Origin of the sequence: Labilithrix luteola (assembly GCF_001263205.1) — a bacterium.
Classification (GTDB): domain Bacteria; phylum Myxococcota_A; class Polyangia; order Polyangiales; family Polyangiaceae; genus Labilithrix; species Labilithrix luteola.
Genome location: NZ_CP012333.1, coordinates 7,984,722 through 8,006,989, shown reverse-complemented (window position 1 = coordinate 8,006,989; position 22,268 = coordinate 7,984,722). Strand labels below are relative to the sequence as shown.

The 22,268-nt window shown below is 66.6% G+C and carries 24 protein-coding genes; 9 read left to right on the top strand and 15 right to left on the bottom strand.

What is annotated here, in order from left to right:
- Positions 1 to 2: 2 nt before the first annotated feature.
- Positions 3 to 560 (bottom strand): nickel-responsive transcriptional regulator NikR, encoded by a 558-nt coding sequence (nikR, locus tag AKJ09_RS34805; RefSeq protein ID WP_275936670.1) that lies wholly within the window; start codon positions 558 to 560, stop codon positions 3 to 5.
- An 86-nt stretch (positions 561 to 646) separates the two neighbouring features.
- Here nikR and obgE point away from each other — a divergent pair, with 86 nt between their 5' ends.
- On the top strand, positions 647 to 2,119 hold the full coding sequence (gene obgE / locus AKJ09_RS34800; RefSeq protein WP_146652153.1) for a GTPase ObgE: 1,473 nt from the start codon (positions 647 to 649) through the stop codon (positions 2,117 to 2,119).
- Positions 2,116 to 3,171 carry an EscU/YscU/HrcU family type III secretion system export apparatus switch protein gene (locus tag AKJ09_RS34795; RefSeq protein WP_146652152.1) on the top strand — a complete coding sequence of 352 codons (1,056 nt, stop codon included), beginning with the start codon at positions 2,116 to 2,118 and terminating at the stop codon, positions 3,169 to 3,171. The genes obgE and AKJ09_RS34795 overlap by 4 nt, the downstream gene beginning before the upstream one ends.
- A gap of 32 nt (positions 3,172 to 3,203) precedes the next feature.
- On the opposite strand, the gene AKJ09_RS34790 is transcribed toward AKJ09_RS34795, so the two are convergent.
- A complete protein-coding gene (locus tag AKJ09_RS34790; RefSeq protein WP_146652151.1) occupies positions 3,204 to 3,911 on the bottom strand; it encodes a PspA/IM30 family protein in 708 nt (235 codons plus the stop codon).
- 196 nt (positions 3,912 to 4,107) lie between these two features.
- On the opposite strand from AKJ09_RS34790, the gene AKJ09_RS53515 reads away from it, so the two are divergent.
- Positions 4,108 to 4,284: a hypothetical protein gene (locus tag AKJ09_RS53515; protein WP_169928111.1), complete on the top strand. Its 177-nt coding sequence runs from the start codon at positions 4,108 to 4,110 to the stop codon at positions 4,282 to 4,284.
- A 322-nt stretch (positions 4,285 to 4,606) separates the two neighbouring features.
- On the opposite strand, the gene AKJ09_RS34785 is transcribed toward AKJ09_RS53515, so the two are convergent.
- The 3 genes from AKJ09_RS34785 to AKJ09_RS34775 all read right to left on the bottom strand — a co-directional run bounded on the left by AKJ09_RS34785 (position 4,607) and on the right by AKJ09_RS34775 (position 7,736).
- Positions 4,607 to 5,692, bottom strand: coding sequence for a hypothetical protein (locus AKJ09_RS34785; protein ID WP_146652150.1), 1,086 nt, complete (start codon positions 5,690 to 5,692; stop codon positions 4,607 to 4,609).
- A 526-nt stretch (positions 5,693 to 6,218) separates the two neighbouring features.
- Positions 6,219 to 6,974 (bottom strand): hypothetical protein, encoded by a 756-nt coding sequence (locus AKJ09_RS34780; RefSeq protein WP_205633890.1) that lies wholly within the window; start codon positions 6,972 to 6,974, stop codon positions 6,219 to 6,221.
- 168 nt (positions 6,975 to 7,142) lie between these two features.
- Entirely contained in the window at positions 7,143 to 7,736 is a 594-nt protein-coding gene (locus AKJ09_RS34775) for a Uma2 family endonuclease (RefSeq protein ID WP_240488688.1), read from the bottom strand.
- Between the two features lie 95 nt (positions 7,737 to 7,831).
- On the opposite strand from AKJ09_RS34775, the gene AKJ09_RS34770 reads away from it, so the two are divergent.
- Positions 7,832 to 8,401 carry a Uma2 family endonuclease gene (locus tag AKJ09_RS34770; protein ID WP_240488687.1) on the top strand — a complete coding sequence of 190 codons (570 nt, stop codon included), beginning with the start codon at positions 7,832 to 7,834 and terminating at the stop codon, positions 8,399 to 8,401.
- Positions 8,402 to 8,531: 130 nt separating this feature from the next.
- Here AKJ09_RS34770 and AKJ09_RS54460 read toward each other — a convergent pair whose 3' ends face one another.
- Complete coding sequence (locus AKJ09_RS54460; RefSeq protein ID WP_205633889.1) at positions 8,532 to 8,684, bottom strand: hypothetical protein; 153 nt, start codon at positions 8,682 to 8,684, stop codon at positions 8,532 to 8,534.
- Between the two features lie 158 nt (positions 8,685 to 8,842).
- Here AKJ09_RS54460 and AKJ09_RS34765 point away from each other — a divergent pair, with 158 nt between their 5' ends.
- Positions 8,843 to 9,661, top strand: a complete 819-nt coding sequence (locus AKJ09_RS34765; protein ID WP_146652148.1) for a DUF1269 domain-containing protein — start codon at positions 8,843 to 8,845, stop codon at positions 9,659 to 9,661.
- Positions 9,662 to 9,798: 137 nt separating this feature from the next.
- Here the strand turns inward: AKJ09_RS34765 and lpdA are convergent, their stop codons facing one another.
- From lpdA to AKJ09_RS34720, 9 genes are all read right to left on the bottom strand, one after another.
- Positions 9,799 to 11,223 carry a dihydrolipoyl dehydrogenase gene (gene lpdA / locus AKJ09_RS34760; RefSeq protein WP_146652147.1) on the bottom strand — a complete coding sequence of 475 codons (1,425 nt, stop codon included), beginning with the start codon at positions 11,221 to 11,223 and terminating at the stop codon, positions 9,799 to 9,801.
- Positions 11,224 to 11,337: 114 nt separating this feature from the next.
- The gene (locus AKJ09_RS34755; RefSeq protein WP_146652146.1) at positions 11,338 to 12,462 is read right to left on the bottom strand and encodes a thiamine pyrophosphate-dependent dehydrogenase E1 component subunit alpha; all 1,125 of its coding nucleotides are present in this window, start codon (positions 12,460 to 12,462) and stop codon (positions 11,338 to 11,340) included.
- Positions 12,463 to 12,502: 40 nt separating this feature from the next.
- A complete protein-coding gene (locus AKJ09_RS34750; protein ID WP_146652145.1) occupies positions 12,503 to 13,447 on the bottom strand; it encodes a hypothetical protein in 945 nt (314 codons plus the stop codon).
- Positions 13,444 to 13,725, bottom strand: coding sequence for a hypothetical protein (locus AKJ09_RS34745; protein ID WP_146652144.1), 282 nt, complete (start codon positions 13,723 to 13,725; stop codon positions 13,444 to 13,446). The genes AKJ09_RS34750 and AKJ09_RS34745 overlap by 4 nt, the downstream gene beginning before the upstream one ends.
- Before the next feature lie 79 nt (positions 13,726 to 13,804).
- Positions 13,805 to 14,833, bottom strand: a complete 1,029-nt coding sequence (locus AKJ09_RS34740) for a hypothetical protein (protein WP_146652143.1) — start codon at positions 14,831 to 14,833, stop codon at positions 13,805 to 13,807.
- A 434-nt stretch (positions 14,834 to 15,267) separates the two neighbouring features.
- Positions 15,268 to 16,338 (bottom strand): HEAT repeat domain-containing protein, encoded by a 1,071-nt coding sequence (locus AKJ09_RS34735; protein ID WP_146652142.1) that lies wholly within the window; start codon positions 16,336 to 16,338, stop codon positions 15,268 to 15,270.
- Between the two features lie 10 nt (positions 16,339 to 16,348).
- Positions 16,349 to 17,152: an ABC transporter permease gene (locus tag AKJ09_RS34730; RefSeq protein WP_146652141.1), complete on the bottom strand. Its 804-nt coding sequence runs from the start codon at positions 17,150 to 17,152 to the stop codon at positions 16,349 to 16,351.
- Positions 17,149 to 18,063 (bottom strand): ABC transporter permease, encoded by a 915-nt coding sequence (locus AKJ09_RS34725; protein ID WP_146652140.1) that lies wholly within the window; start codon positions 18,061 to 18,063, stop codon positions 17,149 to 17,151. The genes AKJ09_RS34730 and AKJ09_RS34725 overlap by 4 nt, the downstream gene beginning before the upstream one ends.
- A 68-nt stretch (positions 18,064 to 18,131) precedes the next feature.
- Positions 18,132 to 18,725: a hypothetical protein gene (locus tag AKJ09_RS34720; RefSeq protein ID WP_146652139.1), complete on the bottom strand. Its 594-nt coding sequence runs from the start codon at positions 18,723 to 18,725 to the stop codon at positions 18,132 to 18,134.
- A 108-nt stretch (positions 18,726 to 18,833) separates the two neighbouring features.
- Here AKJ09_RS34720 and AKJ09_RS34715 point away from each other — a divergent pair, with 108 nt between their 5' ends.
- The 4 genes from AKJ09_RS34715 (at position 18,834) to AKJ09_RS34700 (ending at position 22,265) form a co-directional block, all read left to right on the top strand.
- Positions 18,834 to 19,139 (top strand): YfhL family 4Fe-4S dicluster ferredoxin, encoded by a 306-nt coding sequence (locus AKJ09_RS34715; RefSeq protein WP_146652138.1) that lies wholly within the window; start codon positions 18,834 to 18,836, stop codon positions 19,137 to 19,139.
- A 7-nt stretch (positions 19,140 to 19,146) separates the two neighbouring features.
- Entirely contained in the window at positions 19,147 to 19,953 is an 807-nt protein-coding gene (locus tag AKJ09_RS34710) for a hypothetical protein (RefSeq protein ID WP_146652137.1), read from the top strand.
- Positions 19,954 to 20,190: 237 nt separating this feature from the next.
- Entirely contained in the window at positions 20,191 to 21,075 is an 885-nt protein-coding gene (locus tag AKJ09_RS34705) for a hypothetical protein (protein WP_146652136.1), read from the top strand.
- Between the two features lie 239 nt (positions 21,076 to 21,314).
- A complete protein-coding gene (locus AKJ09_RS34700) occupies positions 21,315 to 22,265 on the top strand; it encodes a YcbK family protein (protein ID WP_146652135.1) in 951 nt (316 codons plus the stop codon).
- Positions 22,266 to 22,268 lie beyond the last annotated feature (3 nt).

Below are 22,268 nucleotides of genomic sequence, written 5' to 3'. Positions count from 1 at the left end.
GGTCAGCGCGTCTTTTTCTTGGCCGCAGACGCGCGCTTTTTGGGTTTCCGCGGGGCGCGCGGCTCGTGCTCGTGCTCGTGCTCGTGGTCATGATCGTGATGCTCGTGATCGTGACCGTGCGCATGATCCTGGGCATGGCCGTGTTCGCCCTCGGGAAGCGCCACGAGCTCGATGCCGCCCTGCTTCACGCCACGGGTCGCCAGGATCCGCTCGGCGACACGGCGGAGCTCGTCGGAGCGGCCCTTGAGGATGGTGACCTCGAGGCAATTGTCGTGATCGAGGTGCACGTGCATCGTCGCGCGGACCTTGTCCCCGAGGGCATGCTGGAGCTCGGTCAGCCGCTCCGTGAGGTCCCGTACGTGATGGTCGTAAACGACCGTCAAAGCGGCAACGGCAGGGGCACCCGAGGCCACCTGCGAGCGCCCCACCTCGCCCCGGACGAGGTCGCGGAGGATCTCCGAGCGGGTCCCTCCCCGCTCCTTCACGAGCGCGTCGAAAGCGCGAAGAAGAGGAGCCTCCATGGCGACACCGAATCGAACCAGTCCGTCTTGTTCGGTCACAGAGCGCAATCCTACGGTGCGCCGCGCGTTCCGTCCGCGAAAAACAGGCACTAGCGGTGCGGCGGGCGCTGGTCTATCCAAGCACGGTGAAGTTCGTCGATTCGTGCACAGTGGACATCGTCGCCGGCAACGGCGGTAACGGCGTGGTCGCGTTCCGGCGCGAGAAATTCGTGCCCTTCGGTGGCCCTTCCGGCGGTGACGGTGGCAAAGGCGGAAACATCGTCTTCGCGACCGACGAGGGCATGTCGACCCTGCTCGATCTGACGTACTCCCGCATCGTGCGCGCGCCGCACGGCGAGCACGGCCAGGGCAAGGACTGCTACGGCCGCGCCGGCAAGGACCTCGTGGTGCGCGTTCCCGTCGGCACCCAGGTCTTCGACCGCGAGACCAACACGCTGCTCTTCGACCTCGATCAGCCGAACACGCAGGTCGTCGTGGCGCACGGCGGACGAGGTGGGCGCGGCAACATCCACTTCGCGACGCCGTACGATCGCGCGCCCCGACGTTCGGAGCCCGGCGAGGCGGGCGAAGAGAAGAAGATCCGGCTCGAGCTCAAGGTCATGGCGGACGTAGGGCTTCTCGGCTTCCCGAACGTCGGCAAGTCGACCTTCATCCGGGCCTGTTCGCGCGCGCAACCCAAGGTGGCCGACTACCCCTTCACCACGCTTACGCCTCACCTCGGCGTCGTGCGCGTGGGGGACGAGGCCAGCTTCGTCATCGCCGACATCCCGGGCCTCATCCCCGGCGCCGCGGAAGGCGCGGGGCTCGGCCACCGCTTCCTCAAGCACGTCGAGCGCTGCCGTGCGCTCCTACACCTCGTCACGCTCGATCCAGGCGAAGGACGCGATCCCATCGCCGATTACGACGCCCTTCGCCACGAGCTCGAGGCGTTCGATCCCGAGCTCGCCAAGCGGCCGCAGGTGGTGGCGATGACGAAGTCGGACCTGCCCGACGTCCGCGAGGCCTACGAGGATCTGAAGAAGAAGTTCGCCAAGAAGAAGGTGAAGCTTCACCTCGTCTCGGCCGCCACGCAGGAGAACGTGCGCGACCTCTGCATCGAGCTCTACAAGGTGGTCACCGGCAAGAGCCAGGTCGAGGACTGGGACACGCCGGTCGCCGCCGAAGAAGAAAAAGCTCCGGTCGAGGCAACCGAGACCGCGGAGGAGCCGAAGGGGAAGGAAACGGCGGTCACGAAGAAGAAGACCGCGGCCCGCCCGAAGAAGAAGACCGCGGCCAAGGCCAAGCCGACCAAGAAGCCCGCAAAGAAAGCCGCTGCCCCCAAGAAAGCCGTCAAGAAGGCTGCCACGAAGAAGGCCGCCCCCAAGAAGGCTGCCACGAAGAAGGCTGCCCCCAAGAAGGCCGTCAAGAAGGCTGCCACCAAGAAGGCTGCCACCAAGAAGCCCGTCAAAAAGACAGTCGCCAAGAAGAAGGCGACCGCCAAGAAGGCCGTCACGCCGAAGAAGAAGGTCGTCGCCAAGAAGCCGGTTCGTAAGGCGACCGCCAAGAAGACGACCAAGAAACCCGCGAGCACGAAGGCGAAGAAGAAGAGCAGGCGTTGAGCGACAAGACGGAGGAGCCGACACCAAAACGACTGCGCAAGGCGCAAGAGGAGGGCAACAGCCCCATCAGCGCCTTCGCCAGTCAGGCGCTCGCGTTCCTCGTCGCCGTCGCCGTTGCTCCTGCCGCCATCACGGCGCTCGCCACCCACGCCAGCGCCGATCTTCGCTCCGCCATCGCGCACGCGGCCGATCCCTCCCCCACCGTGGCGTTCGACCCGATCGTCCTCGCCACGGGCGTGCTCCTCCTCGCGACACCGATTCTCGCCGCCGCGGGCGTCGCTGCCGCCGTCACGTCGGTCGTCCAATCGGGCGGCATCATCGCCACGAAGAAGCTGCAGCCGAAGCTCGAAAGGCTCGACGTCTTCTCCGGCTTCAAGCAGCTCTTTTCGCTGTCACGCGTCGTGAACATTCTCCGCGCCGCCCTCTTCGCGGCCGGCGTCTCGTACTTCGCCTACGGCACGCTCCGCGCGCACGCCGCCGATCTTTCGCGCGCGGCTGGACGCCTCGATGCCGTGAGCATCGTCGCCGGCGAAATGGCGCGCAGCGTTGCCCTACGCGCGGCGGTCCTTGGTGTTTTCCTCGCGGTCGTCGACGTCGTGGTGACGCGAACGACGTGGAAAAACAAGCTTCGGATGTCGAAGGACGAGGTGAAGCGTGAGCACAAGGAGAGCGAGGGCGATCCCCAATTCAAAGCCGCACGCGAGCGCGCGCACCACGAGATGCTCGCGTCGGCGACCGTCGCCAACGTCAAGACGGCGAGCGTGGTCGTCGTGAACCCCACGCACATCGCGTGCGCCCTTCGCTACGACGAAGAAGGCGGTGACGAAGCGCCCGTCGTGGTCTCGTCCGGAGAAGGAGACCTCGCGGCGCGCATCGTCCAGGCGGCGCGCCAGTACGGCATCCCGATCCTCCGCGACGTTCCCCTCGCCCGCGCGCTCATCGAGCTCGAAGTGGGCACGGCGATCCCCGAAGCACTCTACGAAGCGGTCGCCGAGATCTTGCGCGAAGCGTGGGAAGAGAGCGGCCAGAACGACCAGGCCTCCCAGACCTGACGTCGAGCCGCTCTCGGACAGCTACGAGAGCATCAAACCCGGATTCGCTTCTTCAGCGCGGCAAGCTCGTCTTCGATGTCGGCGTCCTTCTTCGTGCCGCCGCCGCCTCGCCCGCTCTCGAGATCGCGAAACTTCGCCTCGAGGTCGCGATCCGAAGGGCCCTTCCCGAGCGCGTCTTCGATTTCGGCCATCGCCAGGCTCTCCTGCTCCCGGCCTTCGATCTTCTCTTCCATCTTGCGGAAGTTCTCGAACGCGCTCGAGCCGCCGCGCGCCCCGAGGTTCTCGCTTCCAGCGCCGGAGCGCGCCTGCTGCGCACGGGCCGCGATGGTGCCCTTGCGCATCTTCAGCTCTTCGAGCTTCGCCTCCATGCGCTCGAGCTCTTCTTTCATCTTGAGCGCGGTGTCGCGCTGCTCGGTGCGCGACTTCTCGACGATCTGCTGCTCGTTCTCGGCGCGCTTCTTCTGCCGGAGAGCTTCACGAGCCAGCGCCTCGTCGTCGCTCTTGAGGGCGAGCTCGGCGCGCTTCTCCCACTTTTCCACCTCGGCCTTGAGGTCGTCGGCCTTCTTGCGAAGCTGCTTCTCGGCGGCAACCGCGGCAATCACGTCCTGCCGGCCGGTCTTGAGCTGCTCCCCCATCTCCTCGAGGTTCAGCTCGAGGAGCTTTTTGTCGTCCTCCGCCTTGTCCAGCAAGGAGTTGACGTTGCTCGAGATGACCTTGCCCATGCGGTCGAAGATGCCCATACCTGCCCTCCGCGGCCGACCCTCATCGTGAGATACGAGGAGAGCCGTGCGCGCGATTCGCGCGCGTTTTCCCGTATGATAGGGTCGCGTTCGGCGCTTCGCCCGCGAAAAGCGCCACGCCGAAAGCCAGAACACTTCAGGAAGATTCTGGGAACACGAGCCGGGCAGCCGGCGTTTCACCGCGAGGATTCGAGCCATGCCGACCTGCAAAGAGTGCGAGAACGAAGTTGACCAGCTCGTGAGCATCAAGGTCAGTGGCAAGGCCAAGAAGATGTGCGAGGACTGCGCCGACCGCATCCGCGAGACCGAAGAAATCGCCGAGCAGAGCGAGTCCGTCGTCCAAGGCATGATGGGCTTCAAGGGCAGGCGATGAGTCCTCGCCCGGCCCGACGATGTGCGTAGCGAAAGAAACGCCGAGCAGGCGCGCGTCCTCACGCCCCGGTGCAGGTGCAAGCGTTCACGCGCCTGCCTGAACCCCAGGGACTACGACCGAGACGGCGGCTGGACGCGGCACAACTCGACTTCGAGCGCCGCAACCCAAGCACTGACCGCAAGGACAGGGGGCGCCGCGCGACGAGCGACGTCCCCCGTTTGCAGTTGCTGCGGCTCTGGCAGGAAGCGACGTCGTGCGAACGACTCCGGATCACCCGATGTCGTTCAACTTCGAAGCAATCTCGGAGCCGACGAGCTCTCGGTCAGCAAGCAGCCATTCCGTAGGTCCGCACCGAACGACCACTCACGTTGATGGTCGGATACTGCCAATTCTGATTCGGATAAGACCCAGAAGTCGTCCCGTCATCCTTGATGAGATAGGTTCCGTAATACGTCCCACTGCCTGTCCAGATACTGCGAACCTGATTGGTATTGACCGGCACGGAGAGCGGGGTTCTGTCGAGATAACACCCGGCGACACCGCCTGCCCAGTAAGTCGTGTACACCTGACCTCCGCACGATAGCGTCGAGCGCGGAACTGTCGTCAGGTCTACGGTCTCTGACAAGCACCACGGATGGCTAATGCAGACCCTGTTGCCGGTCAGGTTGTTTCCGTCGTAGAGCCACTCCGAACTCCCGGCGCAACCGGGGTCGACGCTGAACGTCTTCTGCATCGGGATCCCAGCGGCCTGTGCCTCCCGAATCTCGCGCTCGGCAATTTCCTCGGCCAAAGTGATCGGCCTCGTCTTGATGTCGAGTGTGCCGTCTTCCTTCACCGTGACCATCGTCTGTGTGAAGACGGTATCCTCGGGCGTCGCCGCCGCCGACTCGCCATTGGACGACGTCGCAGCAGGATCTTTCTCGGAGTTCGTTGTCGCAGCGGATTCGTCGCTACCGCTTTCCGGTGATGCGGCGCAGCCCGCGGCCAAGAGCGCAATGGTCGAAATGACGACAGCGCAAACACCAAATTTTCTAATACCGATTGAATTCATAAATCCTCCAATCACTCGGACAGCCGTTTCGAATTCAACACAACGAACATCGCCACCCGTACAGCACGGGGCGTCCCGCGCGGCAGAGATGGCCAGTCGCGAGCGCCAAAGCTTTTGGACAACGTCCCCGTGCGAGCCAGTGGATGGATGGCGTCTCCACTTGGTTCGACGTTCAATGCGCTGGCGACAACGAACCTGATCGCGCACGGAGCACATTCCACGGTGCCATGGCGACACCGCATCGACGTCACCCGAGAACACGACGCGCGGAACCGCAGCCATCAAACCGCGAACGGTCGACCGGGTTAGCCGGCGAAGCACCGGAAATGGCAAATGGCCGGCGAGCTTCGCGCTCACCGGCCTTTCTGTTTCACGCGTAGACGTCGAGGCGAAGCCAGCTGGCCCGGCGATCAGCGGGCGTTGCGGTTCAGGATGGGGATCCCTGGCCGAGGCCGTTCATCGCGGCTTTCATCATGCCTTCGCCGAGGGTCGGTGCGGGTGGATGGTAGGCCGGGACGAAGCCGCGCTCGACGCTCCCGGTCATTCAAGCATCGGATGCATCCGGGACGCTTTCGACGCGTTCGGGAAAGCTTCCGACGCGTCCGGCAAACTTCCGACGCGTCTGGGAAAGCTTCCGACGCGGGGCTGAAGCCATCGATGTACGCGTGAGGCATTCGTACGCGGGATGGCGCGTGATTCCGCCGGGAAACGATGCGACATTCAGGCGTCGGAAGGCCCTACCTTCGCCGCGAGTCGCAAACGCCTGAAACGAAGAGCGTTGGCGAGACGTCGATCGTCTCCCGCGCGCGGCGGAAGCCTCCGGCTACGCACCGAAGGCCTCGAGCCGCACGCGGGCGGGCCGAAACAACGTCCGGACGAGCGATCAGTCGGTGGCGGTGTCCGAGGCGGCGCCGTCGACGACATCGCCTCCGGCGTTGGTCGACGATTTGCGCACCGCGAGCCCGAGTCGGATCCGATCGCTCCGCTTCTTCACCACCGCGCGCGCGGTCGTCGACCACTCGTCGAACCAGCCGCGAAGCTCGTTGAGCGACAGGAGTCGCGCGCTCGTGTCGACCTTCGGTAGCTCGTCGAGGACCGACGTCGGACCGAGCGCGACGTCGACGAGCTTTTTCAGGCGTTTCCGCTCCGCCGCCGTGAGACCACGCGACTCGAGGAGTTTCGCCGCGGCGGCATCCGCCTTCTTGCTCGCGCGTCGCGCCGGATCGGCCCCCGTCTCCAACGCGTCGATGCGGGCAAGGAACGTCGCGATGCCTTGCACCGCCAGCGGACCGGCGGCGGGCTTGAGATCGTGAAACACATAGTCGTGGGCAGAGCGATCGTGCCGCCGCAGCGTCGCGCCGAAGCGGGCGAAGTTCGGCTCGTCCCACTGATCGAGCTCCGCGACGGCCGCACGCTGCGCCGACGCGCTCTCGGTGTGCACGTCGGGCCGAGGGTCGGCCGGCTCGGCGAGACACTTGAGCAAGAGCGCGCGCCCCTCCTTGATGTCGTCGTCCGTCATTCCGTTCTGCGCGAGCAGCGTCCGGACGATCGGCAGTGCCCCGACCCCCTGCAGAAACTTGGTGACGCGCTCAGGCGTGCCCTCGAGCACTTCCTGGCTGTACAGGAGCTCCTGATTCATCGAATCCCCCTTTCGGCCCGCAGAATACCATCGAACGCGAGCCCCAGCGCCAGCGTTGCCTTCACGCGCTCGCAGGCAAAGCGTAGCCTCGCGCGCCCGGGACTCGCCCCCTGGGTCAGGGCGAAGCGAGGGAGCGATCTCGAGCGACTCTGATGGCGCCGACCAGTCTCATTCGGTGACACGCATGACGCCGTCGCTCTGGGTCATGCCCTCGTACATCGCGTTCACCTCGACGCGAGCGCCGATCGAGCGGAGGTGCAGGGTCTCGTCGCGTCCGGCGTAGGTCGTCGTCCAAGTGCCGTCGGGGTTCCGAACATGGCTCTCGATGAGGGGGTCCTGATAGGAGACCAGGACATACTCCTCGAGGCTCGCCAGCGATCGATAATGGTCGAATTTCTTCCCGCGATCGTAGGCCTCGGTGCTCTCTGAAAGCACCTCGACGATGAGGATCGGATTGGTCACCGATTCCGGATCTTCGGTGTCCGTTTCGAGCTTACCGCAGACGACGAAGCCATCCGGGTACGTGCCCTTTCCCGATGGGGTGCGCACCCGGATGTCCGGCCCCTCGACCACGCAGCCGCAACCCCGGGGCAGCGATGCCTTGATCGCGTCGCGAACGCGAGTGCCGAGCCGCCCATGCGCGATCGAGCCCCCTGTCATGGCGAAGATCTCGCCATTGAAGAACTCATGCTTCGTATCGCTCGCGCCTTCGCGCTTGGCGTAGGCTGCGTAGCTCAGCTTGAGTTTCGGAGCGGCCGGCACGATCGAAGCGTAGCACGCAGACCGAAGCGCAGCGGCGGCGACGTCGCGGCAGCAAAGCGGTGATGGCGATGGGCACGCGAAGGTATCCTTCGGTCGTGAGCACCGTGCGTCGTCTCCACTACTCGTACGAAGAGTACGTGCGCGCGCTCGAGATGAGCGAGCTCCGCCTCGAGTATCAGGAGGGCGTGATTTACGCGATGCCGGGCGGCACGCCTGCGCATGCGCAGCTCGGCGCAACGATGATCGGGCTCTTCTATTCGCGCTTGCCGAGGACCTGCAGGACAGCCACGTCGGACATGAAGGTCCGCGTGGAGGCCACCGACCTCAGCACCTTCCCCGACGTCTCGGTCGTTTGCGGCGAAGCGAAGTCGTCGTCGATCGACGCGAACGCCATCACGAACCCGACGTTGCTCGTCGAGGTGACGAGCAGGTCCACGGAAGACTACGACCGGGGCGACAAGCTCAGTCAGTACAAGCAGGTCCCCTCGCTCCGCGCCGTGGTGTTCGTCTCGCCTCGCTCGCATCGACTCACGGTGGTCGAGCGTACGGCGACCGGGTGGGACGAGCGCGATTACCGATCCGGCGAGATCATGAAGCTGGGCGCGCCCGCCATCGATATCGCCGTCGACGACGCTTACGAGGGCATCGCCCTCGATCCGCAGTAAAGAGCGGCTGCCGCGAGTCGAGGGGCTCGCGAACCGCGCTGGCGCACATGCAAAAGGCCGGCGAGCTTCGCGCTCACCGGCCTTTCCGTTTCACGCGTAGACGCCGTGGCGAGGCTAGCTCGCCCGGCGATCAGCCCGCGTTGCGGTTCAGGATGTGGATCGCGTGGCCGAGGCCGTTCATCGCGGCTTCCATCATGCCTTCGCCGAGGGTCGGGTGCGGGTGGATGGTGAGGCCGATGTCCTCGAGGAACGCGTGCATCTCGAGAGCGGGCGCACCTCGCATTCTGCTGGAGGAGCGCGTCACGGAACGCCGAATGATGAGCCCGGATCCGTGCGGTCGCACGTGCATCGGCTCGAGCTGGGCCGGCGGTGGCAGGCCCGCGCTTGCTGGATCGCGGCATACGCGATGCACGAACAGCCGCCCGCAAAAGGAGGCTCACCATGGATCGAGAGATCGTCGTGATCACACCGAACGAATCGAGCGCCTACGAGGTATTGAAGGCGCTCAAACGACTCGATAGCGAGGGGACGATCGAGCTCTATGCGAGTGCGGTCGTCGCCAAAGATGCGAACGGGAAGCTTTCGACCAAAGAAGGCGAGCCGGACATCCGCACGGGTTCCGGCACCATACTCGGGCTCTCGGTCGGTACACTCATCGGCTTGCTCGCTGGCCCTGCGGGGGCCGCGGCCGGGGCTGCCGCGGGGGCAGCTGCCACGGGAGCTGCTGCGGGCGGCGTCGTCGGGCTCACCGAGGACCTCGGGCTCACGGGCGTGGCTGGTGACTTCGTCCACGACGTCGCGAACAACCTGCAAGCTGGTTCCTTCGCCGTCGTAGCGAGCGTCTGGGAAGACTGGACCGTACCGGTCGACACGGCCGTGTCGAAGGTCGGCGGAAAGATCTTTCGCCACAGCAGCCAGGACGTGGTCGTCACCCAGATCCAAGCTGGCATGAACGAACTCGACGACGAGGGCGAGTACATCGACCGGCAGATCGACAAGGCAAGCGGGCAGGCCCAGGCAGATCTCCGCGCGAAGCGAGAGGAAATCCGCACCAAACAGGCCGAGCAGCGCAAGATGCTTCAGGCGCGTGCCGACACGATTCAAAAGACGTGGGACGCCAAGATTGCCAGTGTCCAGGAGAAGGCAAAGACCTCCGCGGAGGCGTCGAAGGCCCGGCACCAGGAGCACATGGACAAATTCAAGCAATTCGTCTCCGAGAAGAAGGCCTCGATCAAGGATCTCTTCGCGCCCAGCATGTGACGTCCTGAAAAGCCAGGCGCGGACTGCGGCTGCAGGTCGGGCCCGTGCTGGACGCACACGCAAAAGGCCGGAGAGCTTCGTGCTCACCGGCCTTTCATTCGAGCTCGATTCGGAGGCGAGGCTCGCTCGCCCGGCGATCAGCCCGCGTTGCGGTTCAGGATGTGGATCGCGTGGCCGAGGCCGTTCATCGCGGCTTCCATCATGCCTTCGCCGAGCGTCGGATGCGGGTGGATGGTGAGGCCGATGTCCTCGAGGAACGCGTGCATCTCGAGGGCGAGCGCGCCTTCGCTGATGAGGTCGCTCGCTTCGGGGCCGACGATGTGGACGCCGAGAAGCTCGTTCGTCTTCTTGTCGGCGACGACCTTGAAGAAGCCGTCCGTCTCGTTGACGGCCATCGCGCGGCCGAGCGCCGAGAACGGGAACTTGCCGACGCGGACTTCGATGCCCTTCTCCTTCGCCTGCGCCTCGGTGAGGCCGGCGACGGCGATCTCCGGATCGGTGAAGATCGCGGCGGGGATCGCAACCCAGTCCTTCGCCGCCTTGTGGCCCGCGATGACTTCAGCGACGACTTCGCCTTCCTTGCTGGCCTTGTGGGCGAGCATCGGCTGACCGGTGACGTCGCCGATGGCGTAGATGCCGTCGACGTTCGTGCGGCCGAGGTGGTCGGACGGAACGAAGCCGCGCTCGACCTTCACGCCGAGCTCCTCGAGACCGAGGCCCGCGCCGTTGGGGCGCATGCCGACGGCGACGAGGACGACATCGGTGACGACCGTGTCGTACTTGCCTTCGCCGAGATCGAGCTTCACGGCGAGCGAGCCGTCCGCGTTGCGCTCGTAGCCCGTGGCTTTGGCGTTCTTGATGATCTTGGCGCCCTTCTTCGTGAGGCGCTTCTCGACGACCGCGGTGCACTCCGGATCGACCCCCGGAAGCAGGCTCGGCGTGGCCTCGACGACGGTGAGCTCCGCGCCGAACTTCTGGTAGACGCAACCGAGCTCGAGACCGATGACGCCGCCGCCGATGACGAGCAGGCGCTTCGGGACTTCGCGGAGGCTGACCGCTTCCTTCGCGCCGATGATCGACTTGCCGTCGAACTTGAAGGTCGGGATCTCGATGGTCGACGAGCCGGTCGCGATGACGATGGCCTTGGTCGCCTCGATGGTCTCGACGGTGCCTTCGGCCGTCTTCACTTCGACGGTGCGCGGGCCCTTGACCGTCGCGTTGCCGATGACGAGCTCGACGCCGTTACCGCGGAAGAGGCCGCGCACGCCGCCGGTGAGCTTCTTGACGATGCCGTTCTTCCAGTCCTGCATCTTGTTCGGGTCGACGCGGACGTTGTCCGCGAAGATGCCCATGCCCGCGCCGTGATCCTTCACCTTCTCGTAGGTGTGGCTCGCGCTGATGAGGGCCTTCGAAGGAACGCAGCCCCAGTTGAGGCACACGCCGCCGACTTCTTCTTTCTCGACGCAGATGACCTTCTGCTTCAGTTGGCCGAGACGAATCGAGCACACGTATCCACCCGGACCACCACCGATCACAACGACATCGCACGTACGGTTCGCCATGGCGCCGATTTACACGATGCCGGGCTCGAGGCCAACGTCGCGCCGCCCCCAGCGAAAGCTTTGCGCGGGCCCGACACATGCGCGGCCGGAGCGGCCGAGCCGTGACGGGTAGCGTCAATGGCTGGGCGCGGGTGGCAACGCCATCAAGGCGTCACGCTGCTCACGCAGATTCCAGGGAAGCTCGGCGTAGACGTCGTCGAAAAGGCTCTGGCGGGCCGGCAGAGGCAGAGCTTCCACCTCGTTGACCACGGCGCCGATCTCGGCCGTCAGCTCCTCTTCGAGGGCCTTGTCGGAGGCGTCGTCGATCAAGCCGAGCCTGCGGAGGTGCTTCGTGAGGCGGTCGACCGGGTCCTTCTTCTTCCAGGCCTCGACCTCGGCGTCGGAACGGTAGCGCGTGGGGTCGTCGCTCGTCGAATGGGCACCGATGCGATACGTCAGCGCCTCGACGAAGGTGGGGCCACCGCCGCTCCGCGCGCGCTCGGCGGCGTCGGAGAGAACCTTGTACATTGCAAGCACGTCGTTGCCGTCGACGCGCACGCCGGGCATGCCGTAGGCGCGCGCCTTCACGGCGATCGTCCTCGACGCCGTCTGCTTCGCGGTGGGCACGCTGATCGACCAGTGGTTGTTCTGGCAAACGACGACCGCCGGCGCACGGAACACGGCCGCGAAGTTCATCGCCGCGTGGAAGTCGGGCTGGCTCGTGGCGCCGTCGCCGGAGAAACCGAAGGCGACGCTCGGATCCTTGCGGAGCTTCATGGCCCACGCCGCGCCGACGGCCTGTGGGATCTGCGGACCGATGCAGGACGACCAGCTCACTTGCTTGACGCTCTTGCCGGCCTGATGGCTCGGCATCTGGCGGCCCTTCTGCACGTCGCCCCCGTTGCCGAACACCTGCGCGACGAACGCGCGGAGCGGGAAGCCGCGCACGAGCATCACGCTCTGCTCGCGAAGCGCGGGAAACACCCAGTCGCTGTCGCGCGTGACGAGGCCCGTCGCGATGGGGACGGCCTCTTGTCCCGTGCAGGCTCCATAGAAGCCGACACGCCCTTGCCGCTGCAGCAAGATCATGCGCGCGTCGAGCAAACGCAGACGGCGCATGTGGCGGTACGCCGAGAGGAGCACCGAAGGGGGGATCTTCGGATCGGTCGAGGGATCCGCCGAACCATCCTCACGGAGCACCGTGAAGAGACCGACGTCGGGGTCGTCACCGTGCAGCGAGGCGTTGGGTTCGGTGATCATGAGGCGCCGAGTATATACCCGCACGCCGAGCCGAAAAGGCTCAGCCGCCGTCTGCCAGACGGCAGAACGACAGCCACGCCGGCAAGTTCGTGAAGCCCGTGATGTTGCAGCCGGTGGGCGTCGGACAGCTGCCCTTGCCCACGCCGGCGTCTTCCGGGCTCGTCCCCGCGTCGAACGGCGGTAGCGAGTACGGGGTCAGACACATGTAGCGACACACCGCGCCAGTTCCCGTGGCGTCGATGCACAACATGCCGTCTGCGCAGTCGTTGCTGTACTTGCAGGGTTCACCTACCTGCTTGGCGAACGACGAGATGCAACTCGCCGTTCCGAGCTTGTCTTCGACGAGGCACATCTGGCCCGCACTGCACGGCTCGACACCGAACGGCTTGCAGCGTTCGCGGTACGAGCAAACGTCGTAGAGGCGGTGGTCGTTCCCGTCGACGAGGCTGACGTCGCATGCGCCGGCGATGCCTTCGGGCTCGCTCTTACCGCACGCCTGATCGTCACCCTTGCAACACGCTGGCGTGCAACGCCCGGTCTGCGGGCCACCGTCTTCGCAAGCTCGCCCGACACATGTAAGCCCCGGCAAGCACGGATTCGCCGCGTTTCCGTCCGACGCCGGACAGCAGCTCCTCCCCTTGGGAAGCAGCTGGCTCGCTTGCACCGGAGTGCACGTCGTCTGCACGGAGCCATCGGTGCCGGCGGCGACGCACTCCTGCTTCTGCCCGTCGTCCGTGTCGGGACAGTTCTGGAGCACGAGATCGCATGCGCCAGGCACCGGCGCGCAGCTGCTCGCTTCGCTGGAGGCGTCGGGCCGCGCCGGCCCCGAATCCTTGGCCGCGTCCGACGACGAGCTCGAGCGCTCGTCCGTCGCGTCCACAGCATCGTCCACCGCGTCCGTCGCGTCACAGGCGATGACGGCGAGGCTCCCCTCCGTGAGCGCAAGCACGCACAGGGCCGCGAGCGCCCGGCGCTTCAAACTCACTGCTCCGCAGGGGCGCCGGGATTCGGCATGGTCTTCAACCGCTCTCGCTGCTGGCGGTTCAACCCCTGCACCTTGCCGGTGATCTTGTAGTCCTGCCCGTTGATGTGCATGACCGACTCGGCATCTGCCTGGGTGGCGGTGTCCTGGCTGGTAACCGATGCCGACTCGGCGGCTACCGGCTCGGGCTTGGGCTCCGACTTGCGCGCGCAACCGATAAGCGCGCCGAACGCGCCGAACGCGAACGCTGCAACGCCAAGAAGGAAAGCTGCGGACTTCATCGGTCTCCAAATAGCACGAACGGGCGCGAGTTGCCTCGCGCCCGTCCGATTTTCCTAGCTCTTCTCGAGCTCGATCAGCTCACGGGAGCTGGCAGAAGCTGCCGCCCGCGAACTCCTCGCACGTCATCGGCGTGCTCAGGCCCAGCGACGTGCTGAGCGCGGTGCAATCCGCCGCCACCTTGCAGGGCAGGGCGCACGTGCCGGCCACGTTGTCGATCTGCTTCGTGAAGGCCGCGTTGCCCTTGGAGTCCTTCGTCGGGAGCTTCGTCGTGCACTTCCAGCCCGCCGTGTCCGTGCCGGCCGCAGCGCACACCGCGTCGCCCGCCGCGCCCGTGATGCACTGGTGGCTGCAGACGCCCTTGAGCTTGTCCGCGCTGGTGCCGCCGACCGTGTTGCACTCGCACTCCGTCGACGGGGTCGAGGTCGACGGATCCGCACACGAGTCGCCGAGCTTCTTGGTGTACGCGGTGGGCGCCGTAAGGCACATGCCAGTTTCCTTCTGGCACTTCTGGCCCGGCGTACCCTTGCAGTCCGTGTCGGCCTGGCAGGCCCACGAGCAGAAGCCCACGGCGACCGTGCCGCTCGAGTCCGAGCCGATGTAGTACGCCTGGCACTTGTTGCCGCCGGCGCAACCCGGGTCCTCGATCTTGTCGCTGCCGTAGACGCACAGCGGGAGGCAGATGCCCGTCGATGCCGAGTTCGGAAGACAGAACCCGGGGCCGTCATCGCAGAAGGCCTTGTCGAGGGTGTCGTTCGCACCGGCCGGGGTGCAGGCTTCCTGGATGCAGACGGGGGTGCCGAAGAGGTCTCCGCCCTTGAAGCCGCCCATCGAGCAGCCGTTGTCGCCCACCGCGTTGGCAACTTCGCAGTCCGCGTTGGTCGTGCATTCCTTGCCGACCGTCTTCTCCTCGATCGTAGGCTCCGGCTGCGCGTCGACACCGCCGCCATCCTTGCCCTTGCCGCTGTCCGGCTTGGCGGCGTCGGTGGTCTCGCCGGCATCGGTGGTCTCGCTGTTGGTCGTGTCGCTCGAGCAGCCGACCATCGCGCCAGCCGCAATGACACCGGCAACCGCCGAGATGCTCGCAAGTGCAAAGAACTTCTTCATCATAATTCGCTCGCCTCCTACTTTCGCGGTCTCATCGCCGCAAGCTATCCGTCCGAATGACTTCCGTGCTGAGCCCCGGCGATGTCCGGCGAGCCCAGAGAGATTCGTGAGCTTCGAGAGCTCGGTGACCTGCGTTCCGCCCGCGTCCGCCCGGGGGGCGAAAGCGCCGGCACGCTACCTTTGCGTAAAATCTCAGTCAAGTCCTAGTGCCGCGCTGCCCGTGTCGCTTGTTGACGGTGCCGATAGATTCCTAACGGCGGGCGACTCGTCGATCAGACTCGCAGTTCGTTTCCGAACGCTCGTGGTCCTCCGCTGATCGCTTCGTTTGTCGCTGTTTCGTCACGTCGCGGTAGCACTTCTCGAATCCGACACGCCGGAGGACCTCCTGCGAGGGCGTGTGCGTATCGACACTAAGCAACGCGCATGCCCGTCGGCACTCACTCGTTGGACGAACCTCGCGACGATTCGAATGCATCGATTCGCGCGAGTGCTTCACGCGCGAGCGCAGGATCGAGCTCGCTCGAAGGCAAACGTGCGATGGCCTCGCGTGCTTCGCGCAGCTTTGCACGCCCCGCAGCGACCACGGCCGCGGCTCTGACCTCGCGCCGCGATGAAGCGAGATCGCGAAGGATCTCTGCACGTGCACGCGGGTGATTCATCCGCGCGAGCGCGATCTTCGCGTGGAAGGCACACGTATCGCGCACCCATCGCGAAAGCCCCCACACACGCCGTTCGAGATCGCGCGTCGCCTGCTCGAGCTCGAGCTCACCAACGAGCTCGACCGCAGCCTGCTCGTCTTCTTTCTCCGGAGCGTCGACACCACGTCGATCGCCACGCACGACCCGAAGCAGAAGCGTGTGGCCATCGGCGTGACCGGCTTTCCCGAGAAAGATCGCGGCGACCAGCGCAACGTGGGGCGAAGGCGACTTCAAGAGAGCGCGCGCACGGACGACGAGACGGTCGTCGACCCCCTCGTCTTTCTTCGTGTCGCTCGCCCCCTCGAGCCGCTCTTCGGCAACGCGCAACGCGATGTGGACGATGGCGTCGTCGTCGTCGTTCGTTGCATCGAGCAACGCCTGCGTCACGGCCGCGGCGTCGTTCGAAGCGCGAGCGAACGCGATGATGGCTTGGTAACGCACCTCGGGGCGCGCATCGCGGAGTGCGCGTTCGAGTCGCGGCAAGGCCTTCGCATCGCCAATCTCACCGAGGGCGTTGATCGCCATCTGGCGAACGTACGCGTCGTCGTCGTCGACTAGCTTCGAGAGCGCCGCAATCGACTCCTTGGCGGAGAGCTCCCCGAGCGCCACGGCCGCCGCCGAGCGAACACGCGGATCCGCGTCCGCGAGACGTTTTTCGTAGAGCGGAACCGCTCGCGCTTTGACGTCGTCGCTCGAACGCGCGTGGCGAAGGAGATCGTCGATCGCGGAGACACGGACCTCCGGGCGGGCGCTGTCGAGATCACGCACGGAGGCTTCGAGGTTGCGAGGAAGCGGCGGCGGCCCGAGCATGGGTCCTTCTTTACTGTCGGCTCGCGCGCCGATCAAACGCGCGGCCCGCGATCATGAGAGAAACGCTCGCCGCGAAGACGCTCGCGGCGCCGACGAGGAGAACGTGGGGCGCGCGAAGCATGGCCGCGACGCCTTGATCGAGCACGGAACCGAGCGAGACGCCGTCCGGCGTACCGAACCCCACGAACGAGAGCGCCGCCTCGCTGACCACGATGGCCGCAGCGGCCGCGCCCAGCTGGACGGCGACGACCCCAAGGAGGTTCGGCACGAGATGAAGCGCGACCACGCGAACGTTGCCGCCGCCGAGCGCGCGTGCTGCTTCCACGAAGGCCGCGTCTCGAAGGACGCGCGTCTGCGCGAGCGCGAGCCTGGTGAACGGTGCCCACGCTGTGATGGCGAACACCACACCGAGATGAACGCGCGACGGCGAGCGCACGGCCGAGAGCACGACGAGCGCGAGTAGGAACGTGGGAAAGGCCTGTACGAGATCGCACGCACGCGCGACGACGCGCTCGAAGCGACCGCGAAAGAGCCCAGCCGCTGCGCCGAGAGGACAGCCGATCACGAAGCCGATCGCCGCCACGCTCGCCGCGAGAGCAATGCCTCGAAGCGTGGCGTGCGCCACGACCGCGAGCAGGTCCACTCCTGCATCACCGCATCCAAGAGGAAAGGCCGACGACGGCGCCGCCCACGACAGCTCGGGCGCAAGTCGAACCGGCGAGCGGGAACCGGCGGCGACGACGAGCGCCGCGCCGACCACGACGACGAGCGGAACGAGCCTGAGAACGGCAACGCCGCTTGCGGACGGCTTCATGACCCCACACGGGGGTCGACGGCAGCGTGCGCACTCGCCGCGAGTTGTTGGACGATCGCGAAGAGCGCCCCCGTGAAGATCACCGCAGCCTCGAGGACGGGAAAATCACGCGCGCCGTACGCCTCGAGAATGAGCGTGCCAAGCCCCCTCCGTTCGAAGAGGCGCTCCAGCACGACCGCGCCGCCGAGCAGCGCGCCGAGTTGCGCACCGATGACCGTGACGATCGGGCCGATCGCGGCGGGCAGCGCGTGCAGCCAGAGCATGCGCGCGTAGCTTCCACCTTTCGCACGCGCCACGCCGAGGAACTGACCGCGCGCGACGTCGTCGAGGGCAGCCCGCGAAACGCGCGCGACGTGCGCAGCGAGCGGAATCGAGAGGAGCCCGCTCGCGAAGAGGAGCCCTGCAAAGCCCGCCTCGGGGTCTCCCGGGAGAGGCACGATGCGAAGGCGCGCGGCCAGCGCGTACGTCACGATCGGAGCGAACGCGAGAAGCGGCGTCGACGCGAGCGCCGTGGCCGAGCGATCGACCCAGACGCGACGGCGCCCGAGCCACGGCCCCTGCCCCAGCACGGCAGCGCCGATGCCGAGCGCGGCGCCCATCAAAACCGCGAGGCCCGCGAGCTCCGCGGTCGGGGTCGCGGCATCGAGCACGCGGCCGATGGCCGACGCTCCAGGACGCCTCACGGACTCGCCGAGATCGAAGGTGACGAGTCCCTTCAGGAAGCGTGCGTACTGCAGCCACATCGGCTCATCGAGGTGCAGCTTTGCACGAAGCGCAGCACGCTCGAGCGGCGAGGCCTGATCGCCGAGGATCAGCGCCGACGGATCACCAGGAAGGACGCGAAGCGCGAGGAAGACCGCCGAAGCGAGCGCGAACACGACGATGGCGGCGTCGAGCGCCTTTCCGAGCATCACCCCGAAAACGCGCGCCGCGGTTTCGGAGATGGTGACCGGCGAACCGCCTCCCGTCGCTCGCAGCGCTAGCCTCCGTCGGGACCGGCGTCGGGGAAGAGCGGCGGGACCGTTCCAGCTTCGAGCGTGATCGAGGGGGCCGACGCATCGATCCCGGCGTCCGATCCGGTGCCGAGGCCGCAGACCGGCGCCTCGGCGTCACCGGCATCGACGTCGATCGAGAAGGTCGGCGCCACCATGCACGTCAGCTGGGTCTGATCGTTGTCCATGATCACGCCGCCCCAACGAGGATCGGTCGGCGAGGCGCAGACGTAGCCACTACGGCAATCGCCGTCATTCTCGCAGCGCGCCATGCAGAAGGCGCGTCCGGTGCGAGCGCCCGCAGGGCCGTCGCGATCGTCGACAAAGCACCCCGGAACGCTTCCCGCGAAGAGCACGCAGGCGGCCTTGTCGGGGCACAGGTTCGGACGGCAATTCGAGGGCGTCGTGCAGTACCCCCCCGGCTGGGAGGTGTCACAGATGCGGTCGCCCGAGCTCGAGCAATCCGTGGAAAGAACGCATTTGTCGCCGATCTGCGGGGTGCACCCCCAGAGGAGCGACGCGACGAGAGCGACGTGGGCCGCAGCGAAGCTGGCTCGCTTCGCAAAGCCAGCCTGAAACACGCGAGACTTTGTGGGAAGAAGGGAGCGCATGCAGGTAGGCGACCAGCCCCGCTTTTAGCCCTAATCGCCGTTTGACATCAAGCGGCACGCCCCGTAAAGGAACCTTTCATGGCGACTTACATCACCGCAGACTGCATCAACTGCGGCGCTTGCGAGCCCGAGTGCCCGAACGAGGCAATCAGCGAGGGCGACGAGATCTACATCATCGATCCTGAGCTCTGCACCGAGTGCGTGGGCTTCTACGATCATGAGGCCTGTCAGGCGGTGTGTCCCGTGGAGTGTTGCCTGCCCGACCCGAACCATCTCGAAGACGAGTCGGCGCTCATCGAACGCGCGATCAAGCTCCACCCTGACGACGCTGAGCTGAGCCAGCGTGCGTCAGCGAACAACTACCCGTCGCGCTTCCGCAAGTAAGCCTGCCGTGAAGCGGTTCGGCGTCCTCCTCCTCGCGCTCGCCAGCGCGGGGTGTGGAGGCGGTTCGCCTCTCTTGCACCCCGCCCGCACGTTGCCGCTGGGCGACGTCCGCGCCGCGGGCGGCGTAAGCGCGAACGTCGCCACCGGTAGCCTTTCCAACGATCTTCGCATCGCCAAAGACCTGGCTGCACGTGATGCAATGCAGCCCGGATCGCCCGGAACGAGCCCGGAGTACGCCAAGGGCGCTCTCGTCGCTGCGTCGATCGCCCCCGGGATCGCGCCGTTCGTCGCCATGCGCGTCGGTATCGGTGACCAGTTCGAGGCGGGTCTCGCCTACACGGGTCGCACCGCCCGCCTCGATGTCCGGCGTTCGTTCGACGATGGACCGTGGTCGCTGTCCATCGGCGTCGGCGGCACCGGTGTCCTTGCGGGGCGTGAGCAGGAAAGCCAGCTGCCCAACGTCGACCTCAAGTCGATGCGCGGCTACGGCGCCGACGTCCCGCTCCTCGTCGGCTGGGAGAGCGACGGCGGCCTCTACAAGGTCTGGGGCGGCGCCCGCGGCGGCTTCGAGCACGCGTTCATCGAAGCGATGACGAGCGAGCCCGCCTCCGCTGCGCTGCAGCCCATTAATCTGAGTGGCTGGCGCTATTACGGTGGTGGGGTCGTCGGCGTCGCCGCCGGGTTCAATCACGTGCACGTCGCGCTCGAGCTTTCGGCCGCGTACCAAACGGTCGTCGGCACGTACAACGACAGCGACGTGACCATTCGCGGCTTCACGCTCTCGCCCGCCACCGCCCTCTGGTGGTCGTTCTGACGCGGACGCATCGCCGCAGCAAGATGGCGAGCGGCCGGCCGTTTTGGCATCCGCGCCCCCCGGCAACTTCGCCATTTTGACAGACAAAACGAGCGGGACGGGAGGCCCACGCTTGGCTAAGCTATTCGCCAAGTCCTAGGCGTGTTCGATACGGGCCCCACCGAGCCCGCTCGCCCCCACCGCTCGCGCCCACCGACGTTGCCCGCTCCCGCTCTCCCGTCTACTCTACACGTGTTCATGCGCCCTACCCTGCTGCCCTCCCTGCTCGTATCCGTTTGCGGATCGTTCGCTGCGATGGGTTGCAGTGTGTCCACCGTACCGCCGTCCGCGGACGGTCCCGATGCGGAGATCACGGCGCAGGCGGCAACGGGTGTCGTCGTCGTGGAGCGCGTGGTCGCCGAACGTTCGGGTGACACGCTCACGCACGACGCTCACGCGGACACGATCGTCGCGCGTTTCGTCCGCGTACGACAAGGAATCGTCGACGCGCCGGCGCTGCGCATCGCGGGCGTCGCACAAGATCTTCCCGCGCTCGGCACGTGCACGACCGACACGGACGACCCCCTCGTGCAGAAGCCGCGCGCCGTCGACTTGCTCGACGTCGGGCCGGTGAGCCTCGACGATCTGCAAGGGCGAAGCACGTTGCTTCTCCCGCGCTCGATGCCGGATCCCGCAGGCGTCGTGTCCGGTGTTTTCTACACGGCGCGCGCAACCGAAGCGTTCGCACCGGGCGGGCATCTCGAGCTCCACGCGAGTGGCGGCCCCGATCTGGCAGACGGCTTCGTGGTGAACGTGGCGGCTCCCCAAGACGTTCGCGACGTCGTCGTCTCCTCCAACGCGTCGGGCGGGCTCGACGTCGCGTGGGACGCGACGGATGCCGACCCTCGCGATCTGGTCTACGTCGAAGTCCTGGGTCCCTCCTCGCGCCCGTCGTCGCGCGTGGTGACCCGCTGCACGACGCAGGACATCGGGCATGTGGGCATCCCCGAGAGCGTGCTCGGCAGGACCAGCGAAGGCCAACTCGCCGTGCATCGCGTGCACCGCGAAAGCTTCCGCACCAAGGGCATCGATCCCGGCGAAGTACGCTTCGACGTGTCGCGCGTCGTTTCGTTTCGCCGATAGGGACCTCCGGTCCCCTCAAAACCTGCGGTTTTGAGCCTCCCCCCGGCGCCTTCGGCGCTGGGCTGAGCGCGAGCCGCGCAGACTCCTCGACAGCGAGGCTGCGCATCGGCGGAGTTCGAGGGGGCTCGCAAGATCCCTTCGCACCGAGCTCCATCCAGGCGTTCGGTCCGAGGATCTGCCCGGGTCGGGGTTAGCGTTTCAGTTGGCGGAATCCGCGAACCGCGCTTAGAACTTCGCCCATGGCTCGCTCGGACCTAGGCGCACGAGGCGTCTCGATGCACAGACGCGGCCTGCGCGCCCTCGCGATCTGCCTCGCCCTCGCGGTCTGCCTCGCCCCGGCACTCGCGTCCGGAGAGCCGCCCAAGCCTGCGACGCGTCCCTCCCCGGCTCGTCCGAATGCGTCGACGTCCACGAAGGCCGCCCCCGCTCCGAAGACCGCGGCGCGCGCGCCGGCCCCCAAGCGTTCGACCACGCCCCAGACGATCGCCGCCTCGCGCATCTGGCATACGCCCACGCCGGGCAAGACCGCACCGCTCGACAAGGCGGGCCGCCCCATGCTCGTTCTGCAGGGGCTCAACATTCCGGATCGCGTCGAGCTCTCCGCCAAGGGCGATCATGGCGGCTTCTCCGCGGAGGATCTGGACCGCGCGGCTCGCATCATGCGTGAGCCTTCGTCGGGCAACGAGCATCCGATCGATCCGCGCTTGCTCGATTTCGTCTACCGCATCCAGACACACTTCAAGGCGCACGAGATTCGCATCATCTCGGCCTACCGCACACCCCACGCCGGCAAGACCTCGAACCACGGCAAGGGTCGAGCGATGGACCTCGTCGTCCCCGGCGCGACCGACGAGGAAGTGGCAACGTTCGCCCGCGACCAGGGATTCTGCGGAGTCGGCGTCTATCCGGTGAGTGGCTTCGTCCACGTCGACGTTCGCGAGCGCTCGTTCTTCTGGGTCGACAGCAGCGGCCCCGGCAAGCGGAACCGAACGCGCGGCATCCTCGGCGATCTCGCGCAGAAGACCGATGCGCGGGCGCTGGCGCGCGGCGAGCATCCGGTTCCCCCCTTCGTCATCGCCACCGACGTCGACGCCGCCGTCGGTAACGTGCGCGCAGCCAATGCCATCACGACCGACGAGGACGACGAAGATTTCGCGCCCGGCGACGATCCCACCGGCGGCGCCGACTGAGCG